Origin of the sequence: Paraburkholderia flava, assembly GCF_004359985.1 — a bacterium.
Classification (GTDB): Bacteria; Pseudomonadota; Gammaproteobacteria; order Burkholderiales; family Burkholderiaceae; genus Paraburkholderia; species Paraburkholderia flava.
Genome location: NZ_SMRO01000002.1, coordinates 1,266,976 through 1,279,719, shown reverse-complemented (window position 1 = coordinate 1,279,719; position 12,744 = coordinate 1,266,976). Strand labels below are relative to the sequence as shown.

15 protein-coding genes are annotated in these 12,744 nt (G+C 64.6%); 4 read left to right on the top strand and 11 right to left on the bottom strand.

From position 1 onward, the window contains the following. Positions 1-12: 12 nt before the first annotated feature. The gene (locus E1748_RS17150; protein WP_133648372.1) at positions 13-708 is read left to right on the top strand and encodes a Bax inhibitor-1/YccA family protein; all 696 of its coding nucleotides are present in this window, start codon (positions 13-15) and stop codon (positions 706-708) included. Positions 709-838: 130 nt separating this feature from the next. Here E1748_RS17150 and E1748_RS17145 read toward each other — a convergent pair whose 3' ends face one another. From E1748_RS17145 to E1748_RS17100, 10 genes are all read right to left on the bottom strand, one after another. Continuing rightward, positions 839-1,612 carry an MBL fold metallo-hydrolase gene (locus E1748_RS17145; protein WP_133648371.1) on the bottom strand — a complete coding sequence of 258 codons (774 nt, stop codon included), beginning with the start codon at positions 1,610-1,612 and terminating at the stop codon, positions 839-841. An 8-nt stretch (positions 1,613-1,620) separates the two neighbouring features. After that, positions 1,621-2,760, bottom strand: coding sequence for an outer membrane protein assembly factor BamC (gene bamC, locus E1748_RS17140; RefSeq protein ID WP_133648370.1), 1,140 nt, complete (start codon positions 2,758-2,760; stop codon positions 1,621-1,623). Between the two features lie 123 nt (positions 2,761-2,883). Further along, positions 2,884-3,795, bottom strand: coding sequence for a 4-hydroxy-tetrahydrodipicolinate synthase (gene dapA, locus E1748_RS17135; protein WP_133648369.1), 912 nt, complete (start codon positions 3,793-3,795; stop codon positions 2,884-2,886). Between the two features lie 45 nt (positions 3,796-3,840). Next, positions 3,841-4,446: a class I SAM-dependent methyltransferase gene (locus tag E1748_RS17130; protein WP_133648368.1), complete on the bottom strand. Its 606-nt coding sequence runs from the start codon at positions 4,444-4,446 to the stop codon at positions 3,841-3,843. 23 nt (positions 4,447-4,469) lie between these two features. Continuing rightward, complete coding sequence (locus tag E1748_RS17125) at positions 4,470-5,672, bottom strand: tryptophan--tRNA ligase (RefSeq protein WP_133648367.1); 1,203 nt, start codon at positions 5,670-5,672, stop codon at positions 4,470-4,472. 6 nt (positions 5,673-5,678) lie between these two features. Next, complete coding sequence (locus E1748_RS17120) at positions 5,679-6,344, bottom strand: site-2 protease family protein (protein ID WP_133648366.1); 666 nt, start codon at positions 6,342-6,344, stop codon at positions 5,679-5,681. Positions 6,345-6,424: 80 nt separating this feature from the next. Then, on the bottom strand, positions 6,425-7,060 hold the full coding sequence (locus tag E1748_RS17115) for an L-threonylcarbamoyladenylate synthase (protein WP_133648365.1): 636 nt from the start codon (positions 7,058-7,060) through the stop codon (positions 6,425-6,427). A 64-nt stretch (positions 7,061-7,124) separates the two neighbouring features. Continuing rightward, a complete protein-coding gene (locus E1748_RS17110; protein ID WP_133648364.1) occupies positions 7,125-7,955 on the bottom strand; it encodes a 3',5'-nucleoside bisphosphate phosphatase in 831 nt (276 codons plus the stop codon). A gap of 121 nt (positions 7,956-8,076) precedes the next feature. After that, positions 8,077-8,961, bottom strand: coding sequence for an alpha/beta fold hydrolase (locus E1748_RS17105; protein ID WP_133648363.1), 885 nt, complete (start codon positions 8,959-8,961; stop codon positions 8,077-8,079). A gap of 84 nt (positions 8,962-9,045) precedes the next feature. Continuing rightward, positions 9,046-9,900: a ferritin-like domain-containing protein gene (locus E1748_RS17100; protein WP_133648362.1), complete on the bottom strand. Its 855-nt coding sequence runs from the start codon at positions 9,898-9,900 to the stop codon at positions 9,046-9,048. A 204-nt stretch (positions 9,901-10,104) separates the two neighbouring features. On the opposite strand from E1748_RS17100, the gene E1748_RS17095 reads away from it, so the two are divergent. The 3 genes from E1748_RS17095 (at position 10,105) to E1748_RS17085 (ending at position 12,164) form a co-directional block, all read left to right on the top strand. Next, positions 10,105-10,629 (top strand): gamma carbonic anhydrase family protein, encoded by a 525-nt coding sequence (locus E1748_RS17095; RefSeq protein WP_133648361.1) that lies wholly within the window; start codon positions 10,105-10,107, stop codon positions 10,627-10,629. Positions 10,630-10,692: 63 nt separating this feature from the next. Beyond that, entirely contained in the window at positions 10,693-11,643 is a 951-nt protein-coding gene (hslO, locus tag E1748_RS17090; RefSeq protein WP_133649412.1) for an Hsp33 family molecular chaperone HslO, read from the top strand. Between the two features lie 125 nt (positions 11,644-11,768). Beyond that, complete coding sequence (locus tag E1748_RS17085; RefSeq protein WP_133648360.1) at positions 11,769-12,164, top strand: hypothetical protein; 396 nt, start codon at positions 11,769-11,771, stop codon at positions 12,162-12,164. Between the two features lie 107 nt (positions 12,165-12,271). Here E1748_RS17085 and ftsB read toward each other — a convergent pair whose 3' ends face one another. Then, complete coding sequence (ftsB, locus tag E1748_RS17080) at positions 12,272-12,727, bottom strand: cell division protein FtsB (RefSeq protein WP_133648359.1); 456 nt, start codon at positions 12,725-12,727, stop codon at positions 12,272-12,274. Positions 12,728-12,744 lie beyond the last annotated feature (17 nt).

Genomic DNA, 12,744 nt, shown 5'->3' with positions numbered 1-12,744 from the left:
CAAGGAGAAACCATGAACGAGTCCTACAACTTTGGCCGTGGCGGCACCGTCACCTCGGTCGAAACCCGTAACCGCGTACTGCGCAATACCTATTGGCTGCTCGCGCTGTCGATGGTGCCGACGGTGCTCGGCGCGTGGGTGGGTATCGCGACCGGGTTCTCGCTGTTCGCCGCCACCAGCCCGGCGATGAGCATGCTGGCCTTCTTCGCGATCGCGTTCGGCTTTATGTTCGCGATCCAGCGCACCAAGGACAGCTCGGTCGGCGTGTTCGTGCTGCTCGGCTTCACGTTCTTCATGGGCCTGATGCTGTCGCGCATGCTCAGCTTCATCCTGGGCTTCTCGAACGGCCCGTCGCTGATCATGCTCGCGTTCGGTGGCACCGGTGTGATCTTCGCCGCGATGGCGACGATCGCCACGGTCAGCAAGCGCGACTTCTCCGGCCTCGGCAAATGGCTGTTCGTGGGCGTGATCGTGCTGCTGCTGGCGATGGTCGCGAACATGTTCCTGCATCTGCCGGCGCTGATGCTCACGGTGTCGGTGCTCGCCATCGTGATCTTCTCGGCGTACATGCTGTTCGACGTACAGCGCGTCGTGAACGGCGGTGAGACGAACTACATCACCGCGACGCTCGCGATCTACCTGGATCTGTACAACGTGTTCGTGAACCTGCTGGCGCTGCTCGGAATCTTCGGCGGCAACCGCAACTAAGCGATACGGCACTGTCCGGCTAACCGCCGGACAGCGGTACGAAAAAAACGCCCATGACGAACATCGTCATGGGCGTTTTTTATTCACCGGCGACTCCCGTCGCCCCACTTCGGCATTCAATCCAGAGCCATCACAGGCTCAGCCACGCAAACCCCTCTTCCTGCGACGCGACGATCACATCTTCCATCGCCCCACCCAGCACTGCTGCCATCGCCGCTTGCGCCAGTTCCGGCAGATTGTTCTGCTGACTCAGATGCGCGGCCACCAGGTACCGCAGCTTCGAACGATCCAGCGAAGCCAGAATGCCGGCAGCATCGTCGTTGTTCAGATGCCCGTGCGCGCCGCCGATCCGCGCTTTCAACGACGGCGGATAGCGGCTCGCCGCGAGCATCCGCAGGTCGTGATTGCATTCGAGGATCAGCGCATCGCAGCCGCTCAGCACCTCGGTGATGTGCGGGGTCGACGTGCCAACGTCGGTAAGCACGCCGAGTCTCGCCGCGCCATCAGAAAGCACGAACTGCAGCGGCTCGCGCGCATCGTGCGGCACGGTGTACGGCAGCACCGACACATCGCCGATCGCGACCGTCTCGTCGCCCCACAACACATGCAGATCGACGTCCGGCTCGTCCGCGCCGACCGCGCGCGCCGTGCCCCAGCTCATGTACAACGGGATCGACCATTTGCGGGCGAGCGTCAGCGCGCTGCCGATATGGTCGCTGTGTTCGTGCGTGATGAGAATGGCATCGAGTGTCTCGGCTTCCGCGCCGACACGCATCAGTCGCCGCTCGACTTCTTTCGCGGAGAACCCGCAGTCGAGCAGCACGCGCGTGGTCGTCGTGCCGCTGTGCGCCTCGACGAGCAGCGCGTTGCCTTCACTGCCGCTGCCGACGCTCGCGAAGCGCACGGCCTCGCCTAGTTCAGTTGCGCGTGCAGCAGCGACACGATGCGCTGCGCTTCCGACGACGTGTCGACCTGCCCGTTCGAATCGATCACCGCGACCTGGGTCGCCGTATCGCCGCGCGGCCGCACGTTGACCATGAACTCCTGGCCCTGCTTCTTCGCCGCGCTGTTGCTGTAGAACAGCTTGCCGAACAGGCCGTCGCGCTTCAATTCCTGCATCGAGTCGGCGTAACGCACGTAGTAGATGCCCTTCGCGCGATCGCGGTTGTCGACCGTGAAGTTGGTGCGGTCGAGCGCGAGACCGACGCGCAGCCACGCACGGTCAAACGACTCCTGCAGATCAAGCGTCGCCGCGCCGTTCGACGTATCGAGCTGCGCGGGCGCCGTGGCCGGACGCGCGTCGGTCAGCAGTTGCTTCGACTGCGCGTCGGTCAGGCCGAACTTCTGCATCAGCTTCGCGAGGAATTCCGCTTCGAGCGCCGGATCGCGCGGCCGCTCAACCCAGCGCGACCCTGTCTTGTCCTGGCCGGTCAGCACTTCTTCCATCGCGCTGTGCGTGATCGAGATATCGGTCGCGCCGTTCTGGTCGCGCGACACGAGCGTGCGGAAGCTGTCGCGCGTGCCCGACGAATACGCGAAGTCGATCACCTTGCCGATCGTGCGGCGGAACCAGTCGTCCGGAATGTTCGCGCGGTTCTCCGCCCAGTCGGTCGACATGATGCCGGTCGCGGGCGAGTCGGTCTTCACCGAGAAACCGTTATCGCGCCAGAAATCCTGCAACTGCGGCCACAGCTGATCCGGCGAGCGGCCATCGACGACCAGCCAGCGATGATCGCCGTCGCGCTCGATGTGCATGCCGAACGGGTCTTGCGCATTCGGCACGCCTTCGGTCGTGTTGCCGGCCGGCGTGACGGCACGTTGCGGTGCGCCGCCGAATGCCTTGTCGGTGGGCGGTGCAGCGTAACGCTGGTCGATCTGCGCAGTGGTCAGGTCGCTCGGTACTGCCAGCGGCGGTGCACTGCTCGTCGACTTGTAGTTGACGCGGTCGGAAGCGAACCAGTCGTTCAGCGTATCGCAGCCGGCAAGTGTGACGAGAGCAAGCGTCAGCGCCGCCATGCGGGTTGCGTGGAGGGAAAGTGCGGAACGTTTCATGAGGTCCTTCGTGAAGCTGGAACGCGGTGCCTGGTTCTGGGCCTGGAACGCGGCGGGATCGACGTCGGTTAAGGGGATGCCGGTGACGGTCCGGCCCGGTCGGGCAACCGGGCCGATGCCGCTTCAGCCTGTCAGGTCCGCTTCACGCAGCGCGGCGCGCACCACGTCGTGGTAGCGCTCATCGAGCGGCGTCAACGGCAAGCGGATGCCGCCCTGAATGCGGCCCAGCTGTTGCAGCGCCCACTTCGCGGGAATCGGGTTCGATTCGATGAAGAGGTTCTTGTGCAGCGACAGCAGTTTCAGGTGAATCGCGCGCGCGGTTTTCGCGTCAGCGGCAAGCGCAGCCTTGCACAGCTCGCTCATCGCTCGCGGCGCGACGTTCGCGGTCACGGAAATATTGCCGTGGCCGCCCAGCAGCATCAGCGCGATCGCAGTCGGATCGTCGCCGCTGTAGATGCCGAAATGCGCGGGCGCCGACTTGATCAGATGCGCCGCGCGATCGATATTGCCGGTCGCTTCCTTCACACCGATCACGCCCGGGACGCCGGCCACGCGCAGGATCGTTTCGTTCGTCATGTCCGCGACCGTACGGCCCGGCACGTTGTACAGGATCACCGGCAGATCGACGGTTTCCGCGATCTTCGCAAAATGCCGATAGATGCCTTCCTGCGTCGGCTTGTTGTAGTACGGCACGACCTGCAGCGTCGCATCGGCGCCGGCACGCTTCGCCTGCTCGGTCAGCTCGATTGCCTCGGCCGTGGAATTGCCGCCTGAGCCCGCGATCACCGGAATCCGGCCCGCTGTGTGCTCGACTGCGGTCTTGATCATCAGCACATGCTCTTCCACCGACAGCGTCGCCGACTCGCCGCTCGTCCCGACGACGACGAGCCCGTTCGTGCCCTCTTCGATGTGCCAGTCGATCAGTTTGCGGAACGCCGGCAGATCGAGGCTGCCGTCTTCGAGCATGGGTGTGACGATTGCGGGAATGCTGCCGCGAATCCAGATAGCGTCGTTGCCGTGGGTGCCGTTATTCATGAAACGCCGTGAAGAAGGGAATCGATAAATCGCGATTGTAGCGGATTAGCCCGCGAGGTCGTAACGCGGAGGGAGTCCGGTGCGCTCCGACCCGGCCGGACGGCCATCGGGCGGCTCGAAGACCGCACAGATACGCTGCACGAAAGCAGGTCGGGGCTGCTCCATAAAACCGTCCTGAAAAGCCACCACCCGCAACTTGCCGCTCACCACGTCGAGCAGTTCGCCCGACGCGAGCAGGAAGTCCGGCCGTGACGGTTTGCCGACTGTCTCGTTGCCGTGTGCGAAGGTTTCGTAGATCAGCACGCCGCCCGGCGCAAGCGCTGCGAGCAGCAGCGGAAACAGCGGCCGATGCAGATAATTCGTGACGACCACCGCAGCAAAACGCGCGTCGTCGCGCAACGGCCAGCCTGCTCCTTCGAGGTCGGCGGCGAGCGGTGTGACGAGCGGCTGGTCTCGCAGCGTGGCCAGCGCATCGGTGTCGCGATCGATTGCGGTCACCGGATGGCCGTGCGCCGCGAACCAGCGCGTATGACGTCCACCGCCGCACGCGACATCGAGCACGGCGCCGCCCGGCGCGACCAGATGCGTCCAGTGACGCACCCAGCGCGACGGTTCACCGGCCACAGGTGCCGCGGAGGTCAGCTCGCTCATGCTGCAAAAAAGCGCGTGGACGATCAGTTGTACGAGAGACCCATCGCCTCGCGCACATCCCGCATCGTCTCGACGGCGAAGCGACGTGCCTTGTCGCAACCGTCCGCGACGATCGCGCGCAGCAGCGACGGATCGTCCATGTACTTCTGCGCACGTTCGAGCATCGGCTGCTGTTCGCGCAGGATGCCTTCGATCACCGGCTGCTTGCAGTCAAGGCAACCAATGCCCGCAGTCCGGCAGCCCTTCTGCACCCATTCGTGCGTGGCTTCGTCCGTGTAGACCTGATGCAGCTGCCACACCGGGCACTTGTCCGGATCGCCCGGATCGGTGCGGCGCACGCGAGCAGGATCCGTCGGCATCGTGCGAACCTTCTTCGCAATTGTTTCGGCATCCTCACGCAAACCGATCGTGTTGCCGTACGACTTCGACATCTTCTGTCCGTCGAGCCCCGGCATCCGCGAGGCTTCGGTCAGTCGCGCCTGCGGTTCCGGCAGGATGATCTTGCGCGCGCCTTCGAGATAGCCGAACAGCCGCTCGCGATCGTTCAGCGACAGACTCTGCGATTCCTGCAACATCGCGCGGGCCTGTTCGAGCGCTTCGTCGTCGCCTTCCTGCTGATACGCGTTACGCAGCTCGTGATACAGCTTCGAGCGCTTGCCGCCGAGTTTCTTCGCAGCCTCGAGCGCCTTCGCTTCGAATTCCGGTTCGCGGCCGTACATGTAGTTGAAACGGCGCGCGATCTCGCGCGTCATCTCGACGTGCGGCACCTGGTCCTCGCCGACCGGCACGAGCGACGCGCGATACAGCAGGATGTCGGCGGCCATCAGCACCGGGTAGCCGAGGAAGCCGTAGGTGGACAGATCCTTGTCCTTCAGCTTCTCCATCTGCTCCTTGTACGTCGGCACGCGTTCGAGCCAGCCGAGCGGCGTGCTCATGCCGAGCAGCAGCGACAGCTCTGCATGCTCGGGCACACGGCTCTGGATGAACAACGTCGCCTGCGCCGGATCGATGCCCGATGCGAGCCAGTCGATCAGCACTTCCCAGACGTTCTTTTCGATCACCTCGGGCGTTTCGTAGTGCGTCGTCAGCGCGTGCCAGTCGACGACGCAGAAGAAACACGGGTATTCGGACTGCAGCCGCACCCAGTTTTTCAGCACGCCGTGATAGTGGCCGAGGTGCAGCGACCCGGTGGGTCGCATGCCTGAGAAGATACGGTCAGGGAACATGGATTTTTATGAGAATAGCGAAACGAGAGGAGACAGGATGACGGTCACCGCTGCGTAACCGAGGCTGACGAGCGGCTGCAGCCAGTACCGCGTCAGCGCACCCGTCATCAGGAGCGCCATCACGATGAAGAATCCATACGGCTCGATGCGCGACAGCGCGATGGACTGGCGAGTAGGCAGCAGCGCGGACAGTATGCGGCCACCGTCGAGCGGCGGCAGCGGAAACAGATTCAGCACACCGAGCACGAGGTTGACGCCGACACCGGCCGCAGCCATCCGCGTGAAGAACGGCTCGTCGACGCCGGCCACCGCAAGCCCGACGCCGAATACGCCCCACACGAGCGCCTGAACGAAATTGCATGCGGGCCCCGCGAGCGCGACCCACAGGCTGCCCCAGCGCGGATTGCGCAGGTTGCCGAACGCGACCGGCACCGGCTTCGCGTAGCCGAACATGAATGCGCCGCTCGTCGCGAAGTACAGCAGCAGCGGAATGAAGATCGTGCCGAGCGGATCGATGTGCCGCATCGGATTGAACGACACGCGACCGAGCACATAGGCAGTGTTGTCGCCGAGCGCGCGCGCGACGTAGCCGTGTGCCGCCTCGTGAAGCGTGATCGCGAAGATCACCGGCAACGCGTAGACGACGATAGTTTGTATCAGGGAAGAATCCATAGCGCGCTATTGTAGCAACGCGGCCGCAGACGGCCGGCCGCTTTCTTTTACAGTGTGTTCGGGGCGCCTCGCAGCGCCACTCATGCCGGCTGCTCGAGCCCGAACGGCGCGAGACTGCCCCGCCCCGCGCGCACCAGCACCGGCTCTTCGCCGCTCAGATCGATCACCGTGGACGGCTCGCACGGACACGCACCACCGTCGATCACCAGATCGAGCTGCTTTTCGAGACGAACGCGAATGTCATCGGGATCGTTCAGCGGTTCGGTTTCCCCGGGCAGGATCAGCGTCGAGCCTAGCAGCGGCTGACCCAGTTCCTCGAGAATCGCGAGCGTGATCGCGTGATCCGGGACGCGCAGCCCGATGGTCTTGCGCGACGGATGCGACAGCCGGCGTGGCACTTCCTTGGTCGCCTGCAGCACGAACACGTACGGCCCCGGCGTCACCGATTTGATCAGCCGGTACTGACGGTTGTCGACCATCGCGAAATTGGAAAGCTCGGACAGATCGCGCACGAGCAGCGACAGCAACTGACGCTCGTCGAGTCCGCGAATCCGCCGCAGCCGTTCGACGGCCTGCTTGTCGTCGAGATGGCACGCGAGCGCGTAGCTCGAATCGGTCGGCAACGCGACGACGCCGCCGTCGTTGATGATCTGCACCGCCTGCTTGATCAGACGCGGCTGCGGATTATCCGGATGAAGCCGAAAAAATTGCGACATGTCGATCAGAGAATAAAGTGGAACGCGACGTGGGTTGGTGATGCCGTTGCGGCACCGCGTGGCATCACAGCCAGCGTTCCCAGACAGGTTTGAGATCGGCGGGAAGCGGCGGCAGGCTGCCGAGTTCGACGCGGCTCTCGCCCGGCGAATGGAAATCGGATCCGCGCGATGCTTCGAAACCGAAGCGGCGTGCGACGTCCGCATATTCGCGATATTGATCCGGCGTGTGGCTGCCGGTGACGACTTCGATTGCCTTGCCGCCGAGATCGATGAATTCGCCGAACAGCGCGTCGAATTCCACTTGCGTATACGCGTACCGACCCGGATGCGCGATCACCGCTTCGCCGCCCGCGACCTGAATCCATTTGACTGCATCCGCGAGCTTCGCCCAGCGATGCGAGACGTAGCCGGGCTTGCCGTCGCCGAGATAACGGTTGAACGCGTCCTGGGTCGATTCCGCGTAACCGTGCTCCGCCATGAAGCGCGCAAAGTGGGTCCGCGACATCATGTCCGGGTTCGACACGTATTTCAGCGCACCTTCGTACGCATCGGGGATGCCGAGCGTGGCAAGTTGCTCGCCGATCGCCTCGCCGCGCGCCGCGCGTCCATTGCGGGTGCGCTCGAGACCGTCGACGAGCGCCGCGCATTCGTGATCGACGTGCAGCCCGACGATGTGCACCGTCCGCGACGCCCACGTCACCGAAATCTCGACGCCGCTCAGATAGCGCATGCCGAGCGCCTCGGCCGTTTCGCGTGCCTCCCGTTGACCGCCCAGTTCGTCGTGATCCGTCAGCGCCCACAGCGTCACGCCGCCTGCGTGCGCGCGGCGCGCGACGTCGGCCGGCGCGAAATGGCCGTCGGAAACGGTGGAGTGACAGTGGAGATCGGCGTTCATGGGTGCTCGAGGATTTTCACACTCCATTTTACTGCAATGCAGTAACGCAGATGCGGCCAATCTCGGTGACAACTCACGCCGCGCTGCAGCACCTTATGCGCAAAAAGTCACGGAAGTGACATCACGCGCAGAACGCTTCGATCAGCGCGGCAACCTGTTCCGGCTGATCGTGATGGACCATGTGCCCCGCGTCATCGATGATTTTTTCGCGCCAGTCGGGAAATGCGCTGAACCGCGCCTTGAACTCCGCGAGCGGAATCTCGCCGGCGAGTTGCGCGAGCGTCGGCGACGCGACCGCTTCGACGTGCAGCACCTTCGCGCGCACCTTTGCCCACACGGCCATCACCTCGTCGAGCCGGTACAGCATCGGGCCACGCAGTTTATGCGCGGGATCGGCGAGCAGCATGTAGCCGCCCTCACCGTCCGGCCGCGACCAGTGCGGCGCGAGAAAGCGTGCGCGCTGCGGAAGCAGTCGTTCGTTGGTCTTGATGAGCCGCGCGGCGACCTCTTCAAGCGACGCGTAATGCTTCAGACGCGGCGGCTCGCGCATTTCGTCGAGCCACGCCCGCAGGCGCCCCGGCATCTGCTTCGGATGCGCCGGCGGCAGACCGAAGCCCTCCAGATCGACGACGCGACGCACCCGCTCGGGCCGCGCGCCCGCATACAGGCACACCACGTTGGCGCCCATGCTGTGCCCGACCAGATTCACCTCGCCCGACGGCGCGTAATGATCGAGCAGCGCATCGAGATCGGACAGGTACTCGTGAAACCAGTAATGACCGCCGCCGTTCGCCGCGACGGGCCAGTCCGACAGTCCGAAGCCGCGCGCATCCGGCGCGATCACCTGCCAGTCGCCGCCAAGCGCATCGACGACGAACTGGAACGACGCCGCGACATCCATCCAGCCGTGCAGCATGAACAGCGTGGGCGCGTCCGGGTTACCCCAGCGACGCACGTGCAGCCGGACGCCACGGACGGTAACGAATTCGGACCGGGAGGTATTCATGAGTTGATCTGCCAAAAAAGAACGGTCGTCCGATTATAGCCAGCTTCGCCGCTTGAGGCAGCGGCGGCATGCTGGAGGCATCACTCAATCGGTGGATGGGCTGTCGGAGGCGGCGAGCGCCGCCAGCTCGGTTTCGTCGAAACCGGCGTCGCGTCGCGCGGCAAAGTTGAACGGGCCGCGCAGCTTCGGCGCGTGATAGCGCTCGGCAAGCTCGATATAGGTCGGATGCGGATCGAGCCCGCGTTCGTCGCACAGGTGACGAAACCAGCAGTTGCCGATCAGCACGTGGCCGATCTCGTCGTGCAGGATCACATCGAGAATCGCCGCGGACGCGTGATCGCCTGCCTGCTGAAGCCGTGCGCGGATCGGCGGCGATGCGTCGAGACCGCGCGCTTCGAGCGTGCGCGGCACGAGCGCCATCCGTGCGAGGACGTCGTCGCGGGTACGGTCGCACATGTCCCACAGGCCATCGTGCGCGGGGAAATCGCCGTACGCGTGACCCAACTCGCCCAACCGCGCGACGAGCAGCGAGAAGTGATGCGCCTCCTCTGCCGCGACCTTCAGCCAGTCGACGTAAAACGCCAGAGGCATGTCCGCGAAGCGCCAGACGGCGTCGAGCGCAAGATTGATCGCGTTGAATTCGATGTGCGCGAGCGCGTGCAGCAGCACCGCGCGCCCTTCCGGCGATTGCATGCTGCGGCGCCCGAGCCGGCGCGGCTCGACCAGTTCGGGACGCTGCGGCCGTCCCGGCAGATCTGCGGGCTCGGCGATCACCGCCGCCGGCAGACACACCGCCACGCCGCTCGCGACCTGTTCGCGCAGCAGACGCGTCACCCGGGCCTTCACCGGCGGAGCGGATTCGCGCAGCGCGGCCAGCGCCGCAGTCCGCGCACACAACGGCGCGGACGAAACAGAAACAGTGGAAGCAGCGGAACTCATGACGGACAAAAGCAAGACCTGCGAAGAAAACCCCACGATGCCCGGAAAAACCGCTGCAACGACCAGAACCGACCCTCCGATCCCACGTCACCCAGCCGGCATGCACAACCGTTTACAATACGCGATTCGATCACGATGCAGCGCGCTGGCGCTGCGAACGCGTGTTTGCGCCGCCCGCGCAGCACGCGACGCACAGGAGACACCGTGGCAATCTACAAGCTCGGCGGCGCGGCCCCGACCATCCATGAAAGCGTGTTCGTCGCGGATACGGCGACGATCATCGGCAAGGTCGAGCTCGAGGAAAACGCGAGCGTCTGGTTCGGCGCGGCGATCCGCGGCGACAACGAGCCGATTACCGTCGGCACCGGCAGCAACATCCAGGAAGGTGCGGTGCTGCACACGGACCCCGGCTACCCGCTGACGATCGAAGCCAACGTGACGATCGGCCATCAGGCGATGCTGCACGGCTGCACGATCAAGGAAGGCGCGCTGATCGGAATTCAGGCGGTGGTCTTGAATGGAGCGGTAGTCGGCCGCAACTGTCTGGTCGGGGCGGGCGCGGTCGTGACCGAGGGCAAGGTGTTTCCGGACAACTCGCTGATCCTCGGCGCGCCGGCGAAGGTCGTCCGCGAACTGACGGACGCGGACATCGCCGGCATGCGACGCAACGCGGCGAACTACGTGGAACGCCGCGAATATTTCAAGGCGCAGCTCGTACGGATCGGCTAGATGGCGATCGTACGACGGCGTGCCGGCACGGCAGCAAGCCGTGTCATCAACCAGGGAAAAGTTGTGAAGGACGAGCTGCAAAAATTTATCTTCAGCGCGGCGCCGGTGCGCGGCGAGATCGTTTCGCTGCGTAACACGTGGCAGGAAGTGCTGACGCGTCGCGACTACCCGACGCCCGTGCGCACGATACTCGGCGAAATGATGGCGGCGTGCGCGCTGCTGTCCGCGAATCTGAAATTCGACGGCACGCTGATCATGCAGATCTTCGGCGATGGCCCGGTCAAGATGCTGGTCGTGCAGTGCGCGTCGGATCTGTCGATGCGTGCCACCGCGAAGTTTTCGGGCGACGCAGCGGCCACGATCGGCGACGACCTGACGCTGATCGACCTCGTCAACGCGGGCGGTCACGGCCGCTGCGTGATCACGCTCGATCCGCAGGACAAGCAACCTGGCCAGCAGCCATATCAAGGCATCGTGCCGCTGTCGGGCTTCGACGGGCCGCTGAAATCGATGGCCGAGGTGCTCGAGCACTACATGCATCACTCGGAGCAGCTCGACACGCGTCTGTGGCTCGCCGCCGATGCCGAACGCGCCGTCGGCATGCTGCTGCAGAAGCTCCCCGGCGACGGCGGCATCGTCCCGCATCCGGGCGAACTCGACGCCGACACGTGGGACCGCGTGTGCACGCTCGGCGGCACGCTGTCGCGCGAAGAACTGCTGACCGAAGAGCCGGACACCGTGTTTCGCCGGCTGTTCTGGCAGGAAAACGTGCAGCACTTCGAGCCCGCGACCGCGCGCTTCCAGTGCAGCTGTTCGCGCGAACGGGTCGGCGCGATGCTGAAGATGCTGGGCCGCGAAGAAGTCGATAGCGTGCTCGAAGAGCGCGGTCACGTCGAGGTCCACTGCGAGTACTGTAACCAGCGGTACGAGTTCGACCCGGTCGACGTCGCGCAACTTTTTGTCTCCCCGGGGCTCTCAGAAGGATTGACGCCCGCTGCGACGCAACGACACTGACGCGTAGCGCAGGCTGGGGGCGACGGCGGCACGGTTCATCGATCGCCGCAGTGTGGCGAGATGTATGACGGGCGGTGTCGCACGACAATCAATAGCCGTGCGATACCGCCGACGGAGATCCAGCAATGAAAACGCCTCTTCCCATCCTTCTGCTGTCGGGCCGCAAAACCGCGATCGCACTGTCGCTTGCCGTGGGTGCCGCTGCGCTCGCAGGCTGCGCAATGGAGCCGCCGGGCCCTTCACCGATCTACAGCCGTCTGCCGGCGGATCAGTCCGGGTTGCCGAACGGCACACGGCCGCTCACCGAACAGGAACGCCAGCGCTACGATGTGATCGACCGACAGGTGTTGAACGAACAGAACCAGCAGATGGCCGCCGAAGCCGCCGCTCAGGCGTATGCGCGTTACTACAGCCCGCCGGTGAGCGTCTATGGCAGCTATTACGGCGGCGGTGGATGGGGCCGTGGCTGGGGAACGGGCATCGGCTACGGTTATTCGCCGGGCTGGGGATGGGGCTGGTAGTCCGATCGTTACCGCACAGGTTTCGGCCAATAAAAAAGCGCGATGAACATCGCGCTTTTTTTCGTTTCGGAGAGCCACGAACCGCGTGGCCGTAATCCGGTCAATGCTCAATGCTGGGCCGTGCTCTTTCCCTTCGCTTCCTTGCCGTCCTTACCCTTCTTCCCCGCGTGCTTGCGGTCCGGCCTCGCACGCGACTCCGGATTCGGCACGACGCGCACCGGAGCCGCCGACATCACGCCACGCGTCGACGTCGCCGAGGTCGGCGTATTCGCCGCAACCGGGCTCGATGCGTTCGGCGACACGAACTGCACGAACACCTCGCTGTCCTTCACCATCCCCATCTCGTAGCGCGCGCGCTCTTCGACGGCGGCCGTGCCGTTCTGCAGATCCTGCACCTCACCTGCGATCCGCTCATTGCGCAGTTTTTCATCCGCGTTCTTTTTCTGCTGTTCACCGAGCTGCTGCTGCAGTTCGTGAACGCGCAGCCAGCCGCCGTGCCCCCACCAGAGTGGGAACTGGATCAGCGCCAGCAAAACGATCAGAACGACAGTGACGAGCCGCATGAAAAAGGGAGTGCAGA

What these genes read in the sequence shown, in the direction of transcription:
- E1748_RS17150 (WP_133648372.1), top strand. Translation starts at nt 13, where the DNA reads ATGAACGAGTCCTACAACTTTGGCCGTGGCGGCACCGTCACCTCGGTC.
- bamC (WP_133648370.1), bottom strand. Translation starts at nt 2,760, where the DNA reads ATGAAACGTTCCGCACTTTCCCTCCACGCAACCCGCATGGCGGCGCTG.
- dapA (WP_133648369.1), bottom strand. Translation starts at nt 3,795, where the DNA reads ATGAATAACGGCACCCACGGCAACGACGCTATCTGGATTCGCGGCAGC.
- E1748_RS17130 (WP_133648368.1), bottom strand. Translation starts at nt 4,446, where the DNA reads ATGAGCGAGCTGACCTCCGCGGCACCTGTGGCCGGTGAACCGTCGCGC.
- E1748_RS17125 (WP_133648367.1), bottom strand. Translation starts at nt 5,672, where the DNA reads ATGTTCCCTGACCGTATCTTCTCAGGCATGCGACCCACCGGGTCGCTG.
- E1748_RS17120 (WP_133648366.1), bottom strand. Translation starts at nt 6,344, where the DNA reads ATGGATTCTTCCCTGATACAAACTATCGTCGTCTACGCGTTGCCGGTG.
- E1748_RS17115 (WP_133648365.1), bottom strand. Translation starts at nt 7,060, where the DNA reads ATGTCGCAATTTTTTCGGCTTCATCCGGATAATCCGCAGCCGCGTCTG.
- E1748_RS17110 (WP_133648364.1), bottom strand. Translation starts at nt 7,955, where the DNA reads ATGAACGCCGATCTCCACTGTCACTCCACCGTTTCCGACGGCCATTTC.
- E1748_RS17105 (WP_133648363.1), bottom strand. Translation starts at nt 8,961, where the DNA reads ATGAATACCTCCCGGTCCGAATTCGTTACCGTCCGTGGCGTCCGGCTG.
- E1748_RS17100 (WP_133648362.1), bottom strand. Translation starts at nt 9,900, where the DNA reads ATGAGTTCCGCTGCTTCCACTGTTTCTGTTTCGTCCGCGCCGTTGTGT.
- E1748_RS17085 (WP_133648360.1), top strand. Translation starts at nt 11,769, where the DNA reads ATGAAAACGCCTCTTCCCATCCTTCTGCTGTCGGGCCGCAAAACCGCG.
- ftsB (WP_133648359.1), bottom strand. Translation starts at nt 12,727, where the DNA reads ATGCGGCTCGTCACTGTCGTTCTGATCGTTTTGCTGGCGCTGATCCAG.